Origin of the sequence: Trujillonella humicola (assembly GCF_046233715.1) — a bacterium.
GTDB lineage: Bacteria > Actinomycetota > Actinomycetes > Mycobacteriales > Geodermatophilaceae > Trujillonella > Trujillonella humicola.
Window position 1 is genome coordinate 80580 of sequence record NZ_JBJNRJ010000010.1, and the last position, 15662, is coordinate 96241.

At 75.9% G+C, this 15662-nt stretch carries 17 protein-coding genes; 9 read left to right on the forward strand and 8 right to left on the reverse strand.

Features of this window, described 5'->3' with window-relative positions:
- Positions 1-11: 11 nt before the first annotated feature.
- Entirely contained in the window at positions 12-230 is a 219-nt protein-coding gene (locus ACK586_RS07920) for a hypothetical protein (RefSeq protein WP_409329915.1), read from the forward strand.
- Positions 231-245: 15 nt separating this feature from the next.
- Here the strand turns inward: ACK586_RS07920 and ACK586_RS07925 are convergent, their stop codons facing one another.
- Both ACK586_RS07925 and helR read right to left on the reverse strand, forming a co-directional pair.
- The gene (locus ACK586_RS07925; RefSeq protein WP_409329916.1) at positions 246-410 is read right to left on the reverse strand and encodes a hypothetical protein; all 165 of its coding nucleotides are present in this window, start codon (positions 408-410) and stop codon (positions 246-248) included.
- Positions 411-530: 120 nt separating this feature from the next.
- Entirely contained in the window at positions 531-2672 is a 2142-nt protein-coding gene (gene helR / locus ACK586_RS07930) for an RNA polymerase recycling motor ATPase HelR (protein WP_409329917.1), read from the reverse strand.
- A 296-nt stretch (positions 2673-2968) separates the two neighbouring features.
- Here helR and ACK586_RS07935 point away from each other — a divergent pair, with 296 nt between their 5' ends.
- Positions 2969-3295, forward strand: a complete 327-nt coding sequence (locus ACK586_RS07935; protein WP_409329918.1) for a GYD domain-containing protein — start codon at positions 2969-2971, stop codon at positions 3293-3295.
- A gap of 491 nt (positions 3296-3786) precedes the next feature.
- Positions 3787-3996, forward strand: a complete 210-nt coding sequence (locus ACK586_RS07940) for a hypothetical protein (RefSeq protein ID WP_409329919.1) — start codon at positions 3787-3789, stop codon at positions 3994-3996.
- Between the two features lie 21 nt (positions 3997-4017).
- Here the strand turns inward: ACK586_RS07940 and ACK586_RS07945 are convergent, their stop codons facing one another.
- On the reverse strand, positions 4018-4428 hold the full coding sequence (locus ACK586_RS07945) for a hypothetical protein (RefSeq protein WP_409329920.1): 411 nt from the start codon (positions 4426-4428) through the stop codon (positions 4018-4020).
- A gap of 139 nt (positions 4429-4567) precedes the next feature.
- Between ACK586_RS07945 and ACK586_RS07950 the strand changes: the two genes are divergently transcribed.
- From ACK586_RS07950 to ACK586_RS07965, 4 genes are all read left to right on the forward strand, one after another.
- A complete protein-coding gene (locus ACK586_RS07950) occupies positions 4568-5344 on the forward strand; it encodes a glycerophosphodiester phosphodiesterase family protein (RefSeq protein WP_409329921.1) in 777 nt (258 codons plus the stop codon).
- Entirely contained in the window at positions 5341-6219 is an 879-nt protein-coding gene (locus ACK586_RS07955; RefSeq protein ID WP_409329922.1) for a lysophospholipid acyltransferase family protein, read from the forward strand. Before ACK586_RS07950 ends, ACK586_RS07955 begins: the two co-directional genes overlap by 4 nt.
- Positions 6220-6364: 145 nt before the next feature.
- Positions 6365-7132, forward strand: a complete 768-nt coding sequence (locus tag ACK586_RS07960) for a thymidine kinase (protein ID WP_409329923.1) — start codon at positions 6365-6367, stop codon at positions 7130-7132.
- 192 nt (positions 7133-7324) lie between these two features.
- Positions 7325-7669, forward strand: a complete 345-nt coding sequence (locus ACK586_RS07965) for an RNA polymerase-binding protein RbpA (protein ID WP_409329924.1) — start codon at positions 7325-7327, stop codon at positions 7667-7669.
- A gap of 97 nt (positions 7670-7766) precedes the next feature.
- On the opposite strand, the gene ACK586_RS07970 is transcribed toward ACK586_RS07965, so the two are convergent.
- The 3 genes from ACK586_RS07970 to ACK586_RS07980 all read right to left on the reverse strand — a co-directional run bounded on the left by ACK586_RS07970 (position 7767) and on the right by ACK586_RS07980 (position 12037).
- Complete coding sequence (locus ACK586_RS07970; protein WP_409329925.1) at positions 7767-8270, reverse strand: FxsA family protein; 504 nt, start codon at positions 8268-8270, stop codon at positions 7767-7769.
- A 77-nt stretch (positions 8271-8347) separates the two neighbouring features.
- On the reverse strand, positions 8348-10003 hold the full coding sequence (gene lnt / locus ACK586_RS07975) for an apolipoprotein N-acyltransferase (RefSeq protein ID WP_409329926.1): 1656 nt from the start codon (positions 10001-10003) through the stop codon (positions 8348-8350).
- A 474-nt stretch (positions 10004-10477) separates the two neighbouring features.
- Positions 10478-12037: an amidohydrolase gene (locus ACK586_RS07980; protein WP_409329927.1), complete on the reverse strand. Its 1560-nt coding sequence runs from the start codon at positions 12035-12037 to the stop codon at positions 10478-10480.
- 24 nt (positions 12038-12061) lie between these two features.
- Here ACK586_RS07980 and ACK586_RS07985 point away from each other — a divergent pair, with 24 nt between their 5' ends.
- A complete protein-coding gene (locus ACK586_RS07985; RefSeq protein WP_409329928.1) occupies positions 12062-12592 on the forward strand; it encodes a GNAT family N-acetyltransferase in 531 nt (176 codons plus the stop codon).
- 5 nt (positions 12593-12597) lie between these two features.
- Here ACK586_RS07985 and ACK586_RS07990 read toward each other — a convergent pair whose 3' ends face one another.
- Positions 12598-13458 carry a lysophospholipid acyltransferase family protein gene (locus ACK586_RS07990; RefSeq protein WP_409329929.1) on the reverse strand — a complete coding sequence of 287 codons (861 nt, stop codon included), beginning with the start codon at positions 13456-13458 and terminating at the stop codon, positions 12598-12600.
- 44 nt (positions 13459-13502) lie between these two features.
- Positions 13503-14669: a carboxylate-amine ligase gene (locus ACK586_RS07995; protein ID WP_409329930.1), complete on the reverse strand. Its 1167-nt coding sequence runs from the start codon at positions 14667-14669 to the stop codon at positions 13503-13505.
- Between the two features lie 143 nt (positions 14670-14812).
- Here ACK586_RS07995 and ACK586_RS08000 point away from each other — a divergent pair, with 143 nt between their 5' ends.
- A complete protein-coding gene (locus tag ACK586_RS08000; RefSeq protein WP_409329931.1) occupies positions 14813-15658 on the forward strand; it encodes a hypothetical protein in 846 nt (281 codons plus the stop codon).
- Positions 15659-15662 lie beyond the last annotated feature (4 nt).

The window sequence follows — 15662 nt, forward strand, 5'->3', positions numbered from 1 at the left end:
GACGAAGGAGGATGGCGGACATCCTGCACCGCCGCATCCGCTGGGACATCCGCCGGGACGGCGAGTGGACCATCGTGCTGTTCCGGCACGAGGGCTGGCGCGAGGAGGTCGAGTTCATGCACCACTGCAGCACCACGTGGGCCACCTACCTCATGAGCCTCGAGGAGCTGGTGGAGACCGGCCGGGGCGCCCCGGACCCGCGCGACGTCCGGATCAGCGACTGGCACTGACCTCCGGAGGGGACGTCAGCCGTCGGTCTCCTCGTGACCGGCTCCGCCGCTGCCCCCGCTGTCCTGCTCGGTGGTGTCACGGTCACCGAACCAGCGCTCGATGGGGCCGTGGGTGTCGTCCCCGCAGGCGGTCAGCGAACCCACGAGGACGAGGAGGACGAACGGTCGCTTCAGGTTCATGAGGTCGCGGTGCGCATCCAGGGGGCGTGCCGAACCTGCCGGTTCCGGCAGTTCCGCGCGGTCTCTCGTTGCCGACCGCCGTCCGGGGACGCCGGCCCTTCCCGCGCGGCGCCGGGGTCATCACCCGGTCAGGACGACCAGCTGCTGGGTCGCCCGCGTCATCGCGACGTAGCGGTCGACCGCACCGGCCACGCCGTCGCCCGGGCCGCCGGGGTCCACGAGGACGACGAGGTCGAACTCCAGACCCTTGGCCAGCGCCGGAGGCAGCGCCCTCACCCGCGGGCGTTCCCGGACGGGGGCCGTCCCGATGACGCACGCGGTGCCCTTGGCGTGGGCGGCCAGCCACGTGTCGAGCACCGCGTCGAGCTCGGCCACCTGCCCGTGCCGCACAGGGGCGCCGCCGCGGCGGATCGACGTCGGCACGTTGGCGTCGGGCAGCACGGCCCGGATGACCGGCTCCGCCTCGGCCATGACCTCTGCCGGCGTCCGGTAGTTGACCGTCAGCGACGCGAGCCGCACGTCCCGGAGGCCGGCCGCGGTCAACCGCTCCTCCCAGCTCCCGGCGAAGCCACGCCGGGCCTGCGCGCGGTCGCCGACGACGGTCAGGCTGCCCGACGGGCAGCGCCGCAGCAGCATCTGCCACTCCGCGTCGGTCAGCTCCTGGGCCTCGTCCACGACGACGTGGGCGAACGGTCCGGCGAGCCGGTCGGGGGCGGCGCGGGGCAGCGCGGCCTCGTCGACCAGGGCGTCGCGCAGGTCGGCGTGGCGCAGGCTGGTCATCAGGAGCAGCTCGGAGTCGTCCGCGGCGATCAGCTCGTCGACGACCCGGGACATGCGCTCCTTCTCCACGGCCACCGCCGCCGCCTCCCGCTGCCGCCGCTGCGCCGCCTCCCGGTCGCCCACCCGCGACCGGGCGGCGTCCAGCAGCGGCAGGTCGGCGACCGTCCACGCGCGCGCGTCGGCCCGCTGCAACCGCTGCACCTGCTCGGTGGTCAGGGTGGGCGCGCACCGGCGCAGGTAGGCCGGGACCGACCACAGGTCGCCCACGACGTCCGCCGGGTCGAGCAGCGGCCACGCGCGCTCCAGCGTCCGGCGCAGCTCGCGGTCGCGCTGCACCAACGCACGGACCCGGTCGGGCTCGACGTCCCCCTCGTGGGCGTCCACGACGACGTCGAGCACCGCCTCCCACACCTGCTCGCGGGCCTCGTTGTGGGGAGTTCCCGGGTCGGCGGCCGCGAAGGCCTCGGCCCAGTCGTCGGCGGTGAGCCGGACGTCGGCCCACGGCGTGCTCACGGTCGTGCCCTCGCCGGGCGGTTCCTCGTAGAACCGGACCGCGGCGTCCACGGCGTCGACGAGGGCGAGCGCGCCCTTGAGACCCGCCACCTCGACGTCGTCCTCCGGCGGCGCCGCAGCACCCCCCGGCACCAGGTCCCGGAGGGTGCAGGTGCGCACGCCCTCCTCGCCGAGACCCGGGAGGACGTCGGCGACGTAGGCCAGGTACGGCTCGTGCGGGCCGACGACGAGCACGCCGCCGCGCGAGGCGAGCGCGGGCTCGGAGTGCAGCAGGTAGGCCGCCCGGTGCAGGGCGACGACGGTCTTGCCGGTGCCCGGGCCGCCGTCGACGACCAGTGCCCCGCGCGATCCGGCCCGGATTATCGCGTCCTGGTCGGCCTGGATCGTGCCGAGGACGTCGCGCATGCGGTCGGACCGGGTGGTGCCCAGGCTCGCGATGAACGCGGACTGGTCGTCCAGCGCCGCGTGCCCCTCGAGCCCGTCGGGGGTGAAGACCTCGTCCCAGTAGTCGGTCACCCGGCCGCGGGTCCAGCGGTAGCGCCGGCGACTGGCCAGGCCCATCGGGTCGGCGTGCGTCGCGCCGAAGAACGGCCCGGCGGCAGGGGAGCGCCAGTCGACGAGCAGCCGCCGGCCCTCGCCGTCGGTGAGGCCGAGCCGGCCGACGTACACCGGCGGGGCGCCGTCGGCGCGCACCATGCGGCCCAGGCACAGGTCGAGGCCGAAGCGGCGCAGCAGGCGCAGCCGCGCCGTCAGCCGGTGCACCTCGAGGTCGCGGTCGAGGGCTGCCTGGCCGTGCCGCCCGGTGGCGCGGCGCTCGGCGTCGAGCCGGCCGGTGAGGTCCGCGACCGTCCGCCGGAGGCTCGCGGCGACGGCGGTGAGGTGGGCCTCGTCGGCGGCGATCAGCGCGGGGTCGGCCTTGGGGGACAGGTGGGCGGGCAGGTCGAAGACGCAGGCGGTGCCGGTGGTCACGAGGGCGGCTCCGAGAGGATGGGGTGGAGAGGACGCCGGGAGGCGCGTCCTAGCAGGTCAGGACGTCGGCCGGGCGAGTGTGCGGCAGCGCCCGGGTCTTGCCGCAAGCCCCCCGCTGCGCTATACGTTGGAGTGGGAGGACAGGGGTCCTCCGATCGCCGTTGTCCGCCGCAGCCGGACGAGCCCCCTCGCCAGGCGCCCCGGGCCGCCACGACGGCCGTCACCTCGAGCCCTCCGAAGCCGACCGGCGGGCATCCCGTCCGGCCGGACCGCCGGCGACGGACGGGAGGGGACCGATGCCGCTGTACCTGACGAGGTTCGGCTACACCCCGGAGACCTGGTCGAGGCTGATCGCCCGGCCCGAGGACCGTCGCGAGGCGGCGCGGGCGTACATCGAGTCGGTCGGCGGGCACCTCCACGGCTTCTGGTACGCGTTCGGCTCCCACGACGGGTTCACGCTCTGGGAGGCGCCGGACAACGTGTCCATGGCGGCCGTCGTCCTGGCGATCGCCGCGGGTGGTGCGCTCGACCCGGTCGAGACGACGGTGCTGCTCACGGTCGAGGAGACGCTGGAGGCGCTGACCCGCGCCGGCCAGGTGGGGTACCGGGCGCCGGGGACCTGATCGACCCGGACACCGGACCACTACCTGACATAATGTGCATTATCGGCGCTCGGGGACGATGCAGCCGACGCAGGACAACCGGCGCTGTCCCGGGTTCGGCGGCGCCGCGTCGTGCCGACGTCGACCCGGGCGACCTCCGCGCCGCCCGGGAAGCCGTCCGGACGTCACCCGGCCGGCACCGACCCTCCGCCGCGGAGTTCCCCCCGCGCGCCAGTTCCTCCCGCGCGCCACCGGCCCGGACCGCTGGCCGCCCGGTGTCCGACGTCCGCCCGTCGCCGATCCCACCGCCGATCCCGCCTCTTCGGTGCCCGACCCGCCGATCCGGGTCCACCGGGCGGGGTCGGCGATCGGTCCGAGGCGTCCGATCGCCACCTGGACCGCTTCCCCGCCACCCAGGGACACCACCCCAGTAACGTCACGGTGACGTAATTGGGGGTGATGTGAGGCGATCCGACGAGCGCTCCGGCGACGATCTCCTTAGGGTCGGAGGTATGCACCTCCGCCGTCCCCTCGCCACCCTCCTGACCGCCCTCGCCCTGTTCGGCGGCGGCGCCACCCTGACCGGCTGCGGCGCGGCGGGCGATGACCAGCGGGACGGCACGACCGACGACGAGGTGAACCAGGGGCCGGGGCCCGGCCCCAACTTCTCGGACCCGCACCGCGACGTCGAGCAGGGCGAGGACAACCAGGACCCGGACTGATCCACGGCCGGGCCGGTCGGCTCAGCCGGCGCGCTCGGAGACCCAGAGCCGGTCGAGCCGGCCCGTCGAGCGCACGAGCTCGGCGATGGAGCGCTCCAGTTCTGCCTTGGTCGGCCGTTCGCCCAGCAACGTCTGCACGTCCTCCAGCGCGCACCGCAGCTGGTACAGCCGGTCCTGCAGGCCGTCGAGCTCCGCGCGGGTCACCAGGACGACGTCACCGGACAGCCCGGCCTTCGCCGTGGCGTTGCGCTGCTCGTAGGCGCGCTGCCGGCAGGCCTGGCCGCAGTACAGCCGCGGGCGACCCACCGAACCCTGCTGCGGCAGCACCCGCCGGCACCAGCCGCACCGCCGCTGCCCCGAACTCCCCCGATCGCCGTCCGGACCCTGGCCCTCGCCCTCGAGCACGACGACGGGCCCCTGCTGATCTGCCACGGGAGGCACCGTAGACGCCGCCACCGACAGGTCCGGGGGAACACGCCCGACACTCCAGGCGGCCGCTGTGCCGGGCATCCGCGACGCGCCCGGCGAGGGCCTGACCAGCGTGTCGGCGCGTCGCACTAGCGTGTCGGGCGTGCCCCCGGCCCGTTTCGCGTTCCTCGACGCGCCGACCCCGCTGGCGATGGCGCACCGCGGCGGGGCGATCGAGCACGTCGAGAACACCATGCCGGCCTTCCGGGCCTGCGTGGACATGGGCTACCGCTACCTCGAGACCGACGTCCAGGTGACCGCCGACGGCATCCCGGTCGTGTTCCACGACCCGACGCTGGACCGCGTGACCGACCGCAGCGGCCGCCTCGACCAGCTGCCCTGGTCGGAGGTGTCGACCGCGCTCATCGGGGGACGCGAGCCGATCCTGCGGCTGGAGGACCTCCTCGACGCCTGGCCCGACGTCCGCTTCAACCTCGACGTCAAGGCCGCAGGTGTCCTGGCCCCCCTGGTGCGGCTGGTCCGCCGGATGCGCATGACCGACCGCATCTGCCTCGGCTCCTTCTCCGACGCCCGCATCGCCGCCGCCCGCCGCCTGTTCGGCCCCTCGGTGTGCACCTCGCTGGGACCGCGCGGGGTGGCCGCGCTGCGGTTGTCCTCCTACTCCCCGCGCGCCGCCGGCCTCGTCCGCATCGACGCGGGCTGCGCCCAGGTGCCCCTGCGGCTGGGCGGGCGCGCCCTGGTCGACGAGCGGTTCGTGGCCACGGCGCACGAGCGCGGGCTGCAGGTGCACGTGTGGACCGTCGACACCGAGGAGGAGGCCGAGGCCATGCTCGACCTCGGGGTGGACGGCATCATGACCGACCGCCCGTCGATGCTGCGCGCCGTCCTGGAGAAGCGCGGGCAGTGGGAGCCGCGGTGAGCCGGCGCGACTGGCGGCCGGGGACGCCGCCGCTGCCCGACCACCTGGAGCAGCTCCTCCGGCCCGACGACCCCGACTGGTTCGCCCGGGAGCTGGCCATCGCCGCTGCGCCGCCGTGGTGGTTCTGGCGGTTCGTGCTGCGCCGGTTCTCCTGGCTCGTCGGCCTGTTCGGCCGGGTCGAGGTCACCGGGAGCATCCCCGAGGAGCTGCGCCGGGGTCCGCTGCTGCTGGCTGCCAACCACATCGGCGACTTCGACCCCTTCGTCGTCGCCGTCGCGCTGCACCGGGTCGGCGTGGTCCCGCGGATCATGGCCACCGGCGGGATCCTGCGGGCACCCGTGGCCGGCCCCCTGCTGGAGCGCACCGGTGCCATCCGGGTCGAGCGCGGCACCGAGCTGGCCCGACACGCCGTCCGGGTCACCGAGGTGGCCCTCGTCCACGGCGGGCACGTGGTCGCCTACCCCGAGGGGCGGGTCGGGCTGGCCGCCGACGGCTGGCCCGAGCGCGGGCGCACCGGCATGGCGCGGATGGCGCTGGGCCTGGGGGTGCCCGTGATCCCGGTCAGCCAGTGGGGCGCCCACGAGGTCCTGCAGTACGCCAACGACTGGGGCAAGCTGCGCACCCTCGCCCGCGCCGTGGTGCGGCGCCCCGCGCTGCGGGTGCACGTGGGCCCGCCGGTGCGGCTCGACGACCTGCGCATGGGCCGGACCGGGGACGCCAACCGGGCGCGTTACCGCATCGCCGCGGCGATCACCCGCGGGCTGGTGCCCCTGCGCGCCCGGGAGCAGGACCGGCCGGCCTTCGTCGACCCCACGCGCCCCACCACCGCGGTGGCGGCGTTCCCCGGCGGCGTCGTGCCGGACGACCTCCCGTGAGCCGCGTGCCGTGAGCAGCGTGCCGTGAGCAGCGTGCCGTGACTGTCGCCACGGACGGCTCCTGCGTCGCCGGCTTCGTCCTGCCGGCCCTCCTCCCGAAGCGCCGCGCCGTCCTGGCCGCGGGCGACACACCCCCGGAGCGGTTGTGACTCCTCCCGACGACGCGGTGGCCATGACCGTGCCCGACCCCGACCGGCGCGCCCGGCAGCGGCCCACCGCCGTCCCGGCTGCCGGGAACCGGCGCAGCCACCCGGCGCCGGCGCACCTGCGCTTCTTCCACGGGCCGATGGACTGCGGGAAGTCCACGCTGGCGCTGCAGGTCGACCACAACCAGGCCCGCCAGGGACGCTCGGGACTGCTGCTCACCCAGGGCGACCGGTCCGGGCGGCCACGGATCAGCTCGCGGGTCGGGCTCAGCCGGGAGGCCGTCGAGGTCGACTCCACCACCGACCTGCGGCTGCTGGTCCGCAGCCACTGGGCCGACGGCCGCCGGGTGGACTACCTGATCGTCGACGAGGCGCAGTTCCTCGCGCCGGCGCAGGTCGACCAGCTCGCCGAGCTCGTCGACGAGTCGCACGTGGACGTCTGGGCGTTCGGGCTCACCACCGATTTCCGCACCCGCCTGTTCCCCGGCACCCAGCGGCTGCTGGAGGTGGCCGACGACGTCCAGCGGGTGCAGGTGGAGGTGCTCTGCTGGTGCGGCCTGCCGGGGCTGCTCAACGCCCGCGTCGTCGACGGCGCGCTGGTGCGGCACGGGGCGACCGTCGTCGTCGCCGACACCGCTCCGACGCCGGCGCCCGGCGAGCCGTCGGCCGACGCCGACGTGCACTACCAGGTGCTGTGCCGGCGGCACCACGTCCTCGGGCAGCTCGGCCCGACCGCTGCCGGGCCGGGGCAGCTGGCGCTCCCCTGATCCCCCGTCAGGAGGATCAGGGGGCCGCCGAGCGCCCGGATCTCCCTCCATGCGATGATGAGCGGCCGACGCAGCGGAATCTCTTCCGGAGTTCTGCCGTTGGTCCTTTCGAATCCGCCGTCCTGTGGGTATGTCCCGCCGGACGGATCGGGTCGTGACCGAGACACCACCAGCACGAGAGGACGGTGTGCCATGGGCGAGCGTTCCCTGCGGGGTAGCCGACTGGGCAGCGTGAGCTACGAGACCGAGCGGAACACCGCACCGATCGAGCGCCAGTACGTCGAGTACAAGTGCGCGTCGGGTCACCTGTTCTCGGTGCCCTTCGCCGACGACGCCGAGGTCCCCGAGACGTGGGAGTGCAAGTTCGACGGCGGCGCGGCGAAGCTCGTCGGCGGTGCCGAGCCGGCCCCCAAGAAGGTCAAGCCCCCGCGGACGCACTGGGACATGCTGCTCGAGCGTCGTTCCGTCGAGGACCTCGAGGAGGTGCTCGCCGAGCGCCTCGAGGTGCTGCGCGGGCGCCGCACGCGCGCCAGCTGAGCACACCCCGCACGTCGGACGGCCCCGGTGGGAGAACCCACCGGGGCCGTTCCGCGTCCCGGGTCGCTCGCGCGCCTGACGAGAGGGGCGGCTCAGGTCAGCGGGGCGGGTCGTCCCGCACGACCTCCCCCTCGATGACCAGCGGACGGTCCGGTGAGGACGACGAGGGGTGCGGCGCCGGGCCGGGGACGCTCTCCGCGCGGGCGCTGCGCACGTGCACGGGACCGCGCAGGTGCGCCGGCAGCCGGGAAACGAACAGCCGCGCGAGCAGGCCGCGCACCAGCGGCCGGGTGGGCGGCAGCAGGCACAGCAGGCCCACGAGGTCACCGAGGAAGCCCGGCAGCAGCATGAGCAGCCCGCCGACGGCGACGAGTCCGGCGTCGCCCAGGGCGCGGCCGGCCGGGCGGCGCTCCTGCGCGCGGGCCCGCAGCTCGGTCAGCGCGCGGGTGCCCTGCCGGCCGAGCAGCAGCAGGCCCAGGGCGCTGGTGGCCAGGGTGAGCAGGATCGTGGCACCCACGCCGATCCAGTTGGCGACCAGCACGAAGACGACCAGCTCGACCAGCGCGAGCACACCGGCCGCGGTCCGCACACGACGTCCCACGAGTTCCCTCCTCGGTGCGGGGCCGGAGCGGACCCGCACCCGGTACAACGCCCGAGCGGGCCGTCTTGCTCCTGAACTCAGGGGCGGGCTGAGCGCCGGGCACGCCGGCGACGCACGGTGCCGGGGACGGCGACCGACGCCAGCGCCCCCACGCCGAGTGCGGTCAGCAGCCACTCGGGGCCGGCGCCCAGCCGCTCGGCGAGGGTGCTGGAATCGCGCTGGGCGATGTCCTCCACGAACGTCGCCGGCACGAAGAGGTCCGACCGGCGCACCAGCGAGCCGTCGGGCGCCACGACGGCCGAGATGCCGCTGGTCGCCGCCACGACCACGGTCCGGCCGTACTCGACGGCCCGCAGCCGGCTCGCGGCCAGCTGCTGCTCGCTCTGATCGGTGAAGCCGAACGTCGCGTTGTTCGTCTGGACGACGAGCATCCCGGCACCGGCGTCGACGGTGTCGTGCACGAGCCCGTCGTAGACCACCTCGAAGCAGATGACGTCGCCCACCCGGGCGCCGCCGATGTCGAGCACGCCGACCTCGTCACCGGCGCGGAAGTCACGCCGCACGAGATCGACCTTGTCGGTGAAGAACCGGAAGAACGAGCGGGCGGGCACGTACTCGGCCAGCGGGACCGGGTGCCGCTTGACGTACGTCTCCCCGGGGCCGGTCTCCGGATCCCACACGATGCCCGTGTTGCTGAGGAAGCGACCGGGGCCCTGGACCACCGCGCCGACCAGGATCGGTGCCTCGACGGCCTGCGCTGCCCGGTCGATGGCCCGGGCCGCGTCGTCGTTGGTGTACGGGTCGATGTCGGAGCTGTTCTCCGGCCAGACCACGAGGTCGGGCTGCCGCTCCTCCCCCCGGTCCACCGCGGCGGCCAGCTCGAGGGTCTGCCGGACGTGGTTGTCCAGGACGGCGCGGCGCTGGGCGTTGAAGTCCAGCCCGACGCGCGGCACGTTGCCCTGGATCACCGCGACGGTCCGGGTCGGGCCGCCCTCGGTCGACGACCCCCCGGGCAGCGGCAGCCAGGCCAGCGCGCCGACCAGCGGGACGGCGAGCACGGCCACCACCGCCAGCACCGCGACGCGCAGCGGCTCGGGCCGCTCCAACGGGCCGGTGCCGCCCCGGCGGTCCGCAGCCCGCCAGGTCCGGGCCAGCGCGAGGACGGCGGCGGCCAGCAGCGTGCCGGTCAGGGCGACGGCGAAGCTCACCAGCGGCACCCCGCCGTACGCGGCCAGCGCGAGGAAGGGGCCGTCGGTCTGGCTCAACCCCAGCCGGCCCCACGGGAAGCCGCCCAGGAACCAGCGTCCCCGCAACGCCTCGTCGGCCACCCACAGGGCCGCCGCCCACAGCGGCCAGAACCGCAGGCGCGAGGTCACGGCCGTCGCCGCGCCGAGCAGCGCGAGGTAGGTGGACTGGAACACGGCCAGCGCGAGCCAGGGGAAGGCGCCGACGTAGACCCCGGTCCACGACAGCAGCGGCACGAAGAAGGCGAGCCCGAGCACGAAGCCGAGCCACGCACCGGAACGGGCCCGCTCCCCCCGAACGGCCAGCGCCAGCGCCGCGGGACCCAGGACGGCCAGTCCGTGCAGCGAGTAGCCGGGGAACGCCAGGAGCAGCGCGAGACCGCCCGCGACGGCCAGCGCCGTGCGCCACGGCCACCGGCGGCGTGCCGGCGCGGGCGCCGGGCCGGGACGCTCGGCGGCCGCCGGTGCGCTCGTCGCCGCTGCCGACACCCCGTGCCTCCCGGAACCGTGCCCGGACGTCCGGGCGGTGGCGCGCCGGCGGGCGCCGGCCGGACCGCCGCCGTTCGCCGCGGTCCCGGCCAGCATCCCACTGTGCGCCGGCCGGCCGGTGCTGCCACCGGCCGGGCGCAGCAGGCGCTCCGGTGTCCGGGGAAGCCGGAACGGGACCGGCCGGCGGCTACTTCCCAGGCCGTCCCGCCCGGCCGCGGGATGCGGTCGGCGGGTCGTTGTCCGGGAGGTGCGGGCGTACGGTCCGCACCGCGGAGTCGCCGCGCGCCCCTCGAGGCCGGGCGCGACCTCCGGCGGCCCGGCTGGTGCGGAGGTCGTCCCCGCGCGGCCGGGAGGGCGCGCACCTGCTCCCGAAGGGCACCCGACGGTGCCCGGACGGAACTGCAGCGACTGTAGGAGCAGCACCGGCGCGGGCGTCCCGCTGCGGGTCACCCGTGCCGGACCGTGACCCGATCGTCACCGCGCCTGTGCGGAGCTGACCGGTTCGCCGGCCACGACCAGCTCCCGGCACGCCGGCCGGGCACGGTGGGCCAGCACCTGCGACAGGCTGCCGTCGGTCGCCCACAGCGCCAGGTCGGCGGGGGCGCCGATGCCGAGCGGTCCGGCGGCGTGCTCGTCGCGGACGGCGTACCAGCCGCCGTGCGTGGCGGCGTCGAACGCGTCGAAGGGACGCAGGCCCGATCCGGGCGTGCGGTGGTCGACGGCGGCGTGCACGCCGCCCCAGGGGTCCATCGGCGTCACCGGCGCGTCGCTGCCGAGCGCCAGCACGACGCCGGCGTCGACCAGGTCGGCGAACGGGTTGCAGGCCAGCGCCCGGCCGGCTCCGAGGCGCTCGGCGTACATCCCCGCCGTCCCACCCCAGGCCGCGTCGAACGCCGGCTGCACGCTGGCCACGACGTCCCAGGCCCGCATCCGGTCCGAGATCCCCGGACCGACCATCTCCACGTGCTCCAGCCGGTGCCGGCAGGCCCGCACGGCATCCGCGCCGAGCTCCGCGACGACCGCTCCGATCGCGTCGAGCACCTGGGCGACGGCGGCGTCCCCGATGCAGTGGAAGCCGGCCTGGATCCCGGCCAGCGTGCATGCCCGGACGTGCTCCACCAGGGAGGCCGTCTCGAACCGGAGGGCACCGGCGGTGTCGGGCCGGTCGCTGTAGGGCGAGCCGAGAGCGGCCGTGTGCGAGCCCAGCGCGCCGTCGCAGAAGAGGTCACCCCCGGCGCCGGCCAGGCGCAGCTCGCGCACCAGGTCCAGCCCGCCGCGCTCGGACAGCTCCCCCCAGTACCCCAGCACCCGCGGGCCGGGCCCCTCGCCGGCCAGCGCGAGCAGGGCGGTGAGGTCGTCGGCACCGGACACCTCGGGACCGGCCATCTCGTGCAGGCTCCCGATGCCGAGCGCCACGGCGGCACGCAGCGTCGCCTCCTGCGCGGCGCGCCGCTGCGGGGCGGACACGGCTCCGTAGGCGGCCTGGCGCGCGGCGTGGTGGGCGTCGAGCCGCAGCCGCCCGTCGGCGCCGAAGCCGGGCAGCTCGGCGATGCCGGGGACGAGCTCGAGCAGCGCGGTCGAGACGGTCGCGGAGTGGACGTCGACGCGGGCGAGGTAGACCGGCCGGTCCCCCGCGACCGCGTCGAGGTCGGCGCGGGTCAGACCGCGCCCCTCCGGCCAGCCGGTCTCGTCCCAGCCGGTGCCCAGGACGACGCCGCCGGGCGTGCGCCGCATGTGGTCGGCGACCGACGCCACGGCGGCTGCGAGGCTCGACCTCCCGTGGAGGTCCAGACCGCTCAGGGCGAGGCCGGTCGCCGTGGCGTGCACGTGGGCGTCGACGAAGGCGGGGGTGAGCAGGGCTCCCTCGCCCGCCAGCGTGCGCGCGGCCCGGGGCGCGTCGCCGGCGGGACCGATCCAGGCGATCCGCCCGCCGACGACGTGCACGGCGCGGCCGGGGCGGTCGCCGACGGTCACGTCGGTCAGCAGCAGGCTCATGGCGACGAGCATGACCACCGGTTCCGGGTGTCCGGGCACGGCCCCTCCGGGTAGGCCCCCGGGATGCCGCCGCCCGAGCCGCTGCCGCACGGCGCGCGGCTGCGCGTGCGGCCGTGGACCACCCGGCGCGACGACCTGTGCCGGCTGACCGATCTCTACGGCCGCGACGAGGTGACCCGGTGGCTGGGCGGCGGGCCGTCGGTGACGCCGGTCGAGCTGGTGGAGCGCTGGCGCCGGGTGAGCGAGGTCGACCCCCGCTACGGCTGCTGGGCGGTGGAGGTGGCCGATCCGCCCCGCGTCGCCGGCACGGTGCTGCTCAAGCCGCTGCCCGGCGGGCTCGGGGAGGTCGAGGTGGGCTGGCACCTGCATCCGGACTCGTGGGGTCAGGGGTACGCGACCGAGGCGGCCCGCGCCGTGATCGGCCGGGCCTTCCGCGCCGGGGTGCCGGAGGTCTACGCCGTCGTCCGGCCGGGCAACGCGGCGTCGGCGGCGGTGTGCCGCCGGCTGGGCATGGAGCCGCTGGGACGGCTCCGCCGCTGGTACGACGTCGAGCTGGACGTCTTCCGGCTCGTGGCACCGGCCGTCGTGGAGTGAGGGGGTCAGTCCTTGCTCGCCCGCCGGCGCAGCCGGGCCAGCGGATGCGGCCGCTTGCTGCGCTTGCGCGTGCCGGTGTAGTCGGCGACGTCGAGGAGCTTCGCCTCCTCCGGCGTCGGTGCCGTGCCGCCGAGGTGGGCGGGCTGCCACCAGAGGTCGTCGGGGCCGGCCGGCTGCTGCGGATAGGTGCGCTGCGCGCGGTCCAGCAGCTCCTCCATGGCGGTGCGGGTGCGCGCCAGGAGCCCCTCCACCGTCTCCCCCGGGCCGGGGACGAGCTTCTCGCCCAGCAGCACGGTGACCGCGACGTCCCGCCGCAGCTGCGGCTTGTGGTGCTTGGTGGTGATCCGATGCCCGCCCCACACCGCGGCCGGCACGATCGGGACGTCGGCGTCGATCGCCATCCGCGCCGCGCCGGCCTTGAGGTCCTTGACGGTGAAGCTGCTGCTGATGGTGGCCTCGGGGAAGATCCCGACCACCTCGCCGTCCTTGAGCGCGCGCACCGCCGATTCGAACGCGGCCGCGCCGGCGCGCCGGTCGACCGGGATGTGCCCCATCGCGCGCATGAAGGGGCCGGCGAACCAGTGGCCGAAGACCGAGGCCTTGGCCATGAAGCGGACCAGCCGGCGCTGCGGCAGCGCACCGAGGCCGAGGAAGGTGAAGTCCAGGTAGCTCACGTGGTTGCTGCACAGGATCACGCCGCCGGAGGCCGGCACGTGCTCGGCGCCGCGGACGTCGAAGCGGAAGCGGAGCAGCCGGAAGACGATCAGCGTCAGGCGGACGACGAACCGGTAGGGCCGGTCCCGCGGGTCCGGCCGGCGCCCGTACAGGTCCGACCGGACGACGTCGCGCCAGCGAGCGGTGTGCATGGGCGGGACCCTAATCCGGCCGGCGGGCCGGCGCCTGGGACCGGTCAGTCCGCTGTGGTGACCTCGACCGCGGCCCGGACGACGGCGGTGAGGTCCCCGCTGTCGCGGTGCACCCGGCGCTGCTGGTCGGCACCGGTTCCGCGGGAGAGGACCGTGGCCACGCCGGCGGCGACCCGCTCCTCGTCCCCGGCCTCGGCGAGCGCCGGGCGGACGTGGTCCAGCAGTGCGGCGACCACGTCGGCCGCCGGCGCGGGCCGGCCGTCGACCGGCGAGACCAGCTCCCCGCCGAGCCCCGAGCGTGCCGCGCGCCACCCGGCCACGCGGACCACCTCGCTGCGGACGTCGGGCGCCGCGACGCCCGCACGCCAGTCCCGCGCGGCGGTCTCGACCAGCCCGCGGACCAGGCCGGCGTGGGTCACGGCGTCCTCGACGTGCAGCGCGACGTCGGCGATGCGGACCTCGACGGTCGGCCACTTCTCCGACAGCCGGGCGTCGAAGTAGACCATCCCCGTGTCCACGATCGTCCGGGTCGCCACCAGATCGGCGACGACGCGGGCGTAGTCGGCGGCATCGGCGAACAGCTCGGTCGGCACGGACGAGGGCCACCGGTTCCACGACTGCGACCGGAAGCTGGCGTAGCCGCTGTCCCGGCCCAGCCAGTACGGCGAGTTGCTGGTCAGCGCCGTCAGCACGGGCAGCCAGATGCGGATCCGGTTGAGGACCGCGACGCCCTCCTCCTGGTCGGCGACCGACACGTGCACGTGGCAGCCGCAGGTGAGCTGCTCGAGCGCGGTCAGGCCGAACGTCTCGGCCATGTCGGCGTAGCGCTCCCCCGGCGTCGTCACCGGCTCCACGCGCACCGGCGAGCTGGCCAGCGCCGCCACGCGGGCGCCCACCGCCTGGGCGGCCGCGTCGGCTCGGCCTCGCCAGTACCTCAGCTGCGCGGTCACCTCGGCGAGGTCGGTGCACACCCGGGTGCCCAGTTCGATCTGCTGAGCCTTCAGCTCCGGGACGAGGTGCGCGGCGGAGCCGTCGTCGTCGCCGCCGTCCCCGTCGTCGTCGCCGCCGTTCCTGGTCTCCCGGTCGTGCCGGCTCACCGTCTCGGCCTCGCCCCACCGGGCGGCGACCTCGAGGGCCTGGGGCCCCAGCGGTGTCGGGACCCCGGACGGGTCCACGACCAGCAGTTCCTCCTCGACACCCAGGGTCCGCACGGACGCGTCCTCCCCACGGGGGGCCGACGGCATGCAGGAGTCGCCCGATCGGTGCTCCGGCGCCGGAGGCGCCGTCCTTGTCAACGGCGAGGATCGACGACGAGAAACCGGCGGATTGTTGGGGATAACGGTAGACTTCCGTCATGGCACGTGAGTGGCAGCTCCCCCTGCCCGCGATGCCGGCGCCTCCGCCCGAGCGGGCGTGGCGGCGGCTGACGGCGCCCGAGGGCTACGAACCCCAGTGGCGGCGGCTGGTCGACGCCGCCCTGGAACTGGGGCTCGGCCCCGACGACCTGGCCGAGGACGGTCTCGAACCGGTGGCCGTGGCACGCGGCTGGCGCCCGGCGACCGTGACGCTGTACAGCAAGGTCGCCCGCTACGGCGGGGTGGCGCTGCCGGTGCCCAGGACGCCGGAGCCCGACCCGGAGACGCTCGACCTGCGCCCGCTCACCGAGATCCGCAGCGAGGACCCGGAGCACCTGCGCGCGGTGACCTGGTGCGCGCTCGCGCTGGGCTGGCCGGCCGCCGTCGGCCAGTTCCGGTCGCTGCGCCGCGAGCAGGTGCACCCCTCGGCCGGCCGGCTGGTGGTCCGCACCGACGACGGCGAGTGGGCGGTGCCCGGGGCCACGACGGCGTGGCACGCCTGGGAGACCGTGCGCGGCCGCTTCCCGGCGCTGGCCTCCAGCCCGTGGGTGCTGCCGGCGCTGCGGCGCGGCCCCGGGCTGGACTCGCGGATCGGCGGCCGGCTGTCCAACCAGGCGCTGCAGGTGACGTTCTCCAAGCACGCCGTCGGCACCGGGAACCACCTGCGGGCCACGGCCGGCCCCCGCCGTCGCGAGCGGGCCGCGGCGCTGGCGGAGGCCTACCGGGAGCTCTCCTACGACTCCTATCGGCGGCTGGCGCTGGCCGCCGGTGCGCCGCCGGTCAGCAGCCGGGGCGTGGTGCGTGCGGAGCGGGCGGTCGCCCGCGAGGCCCGCCGCGCCGGCTGACCGG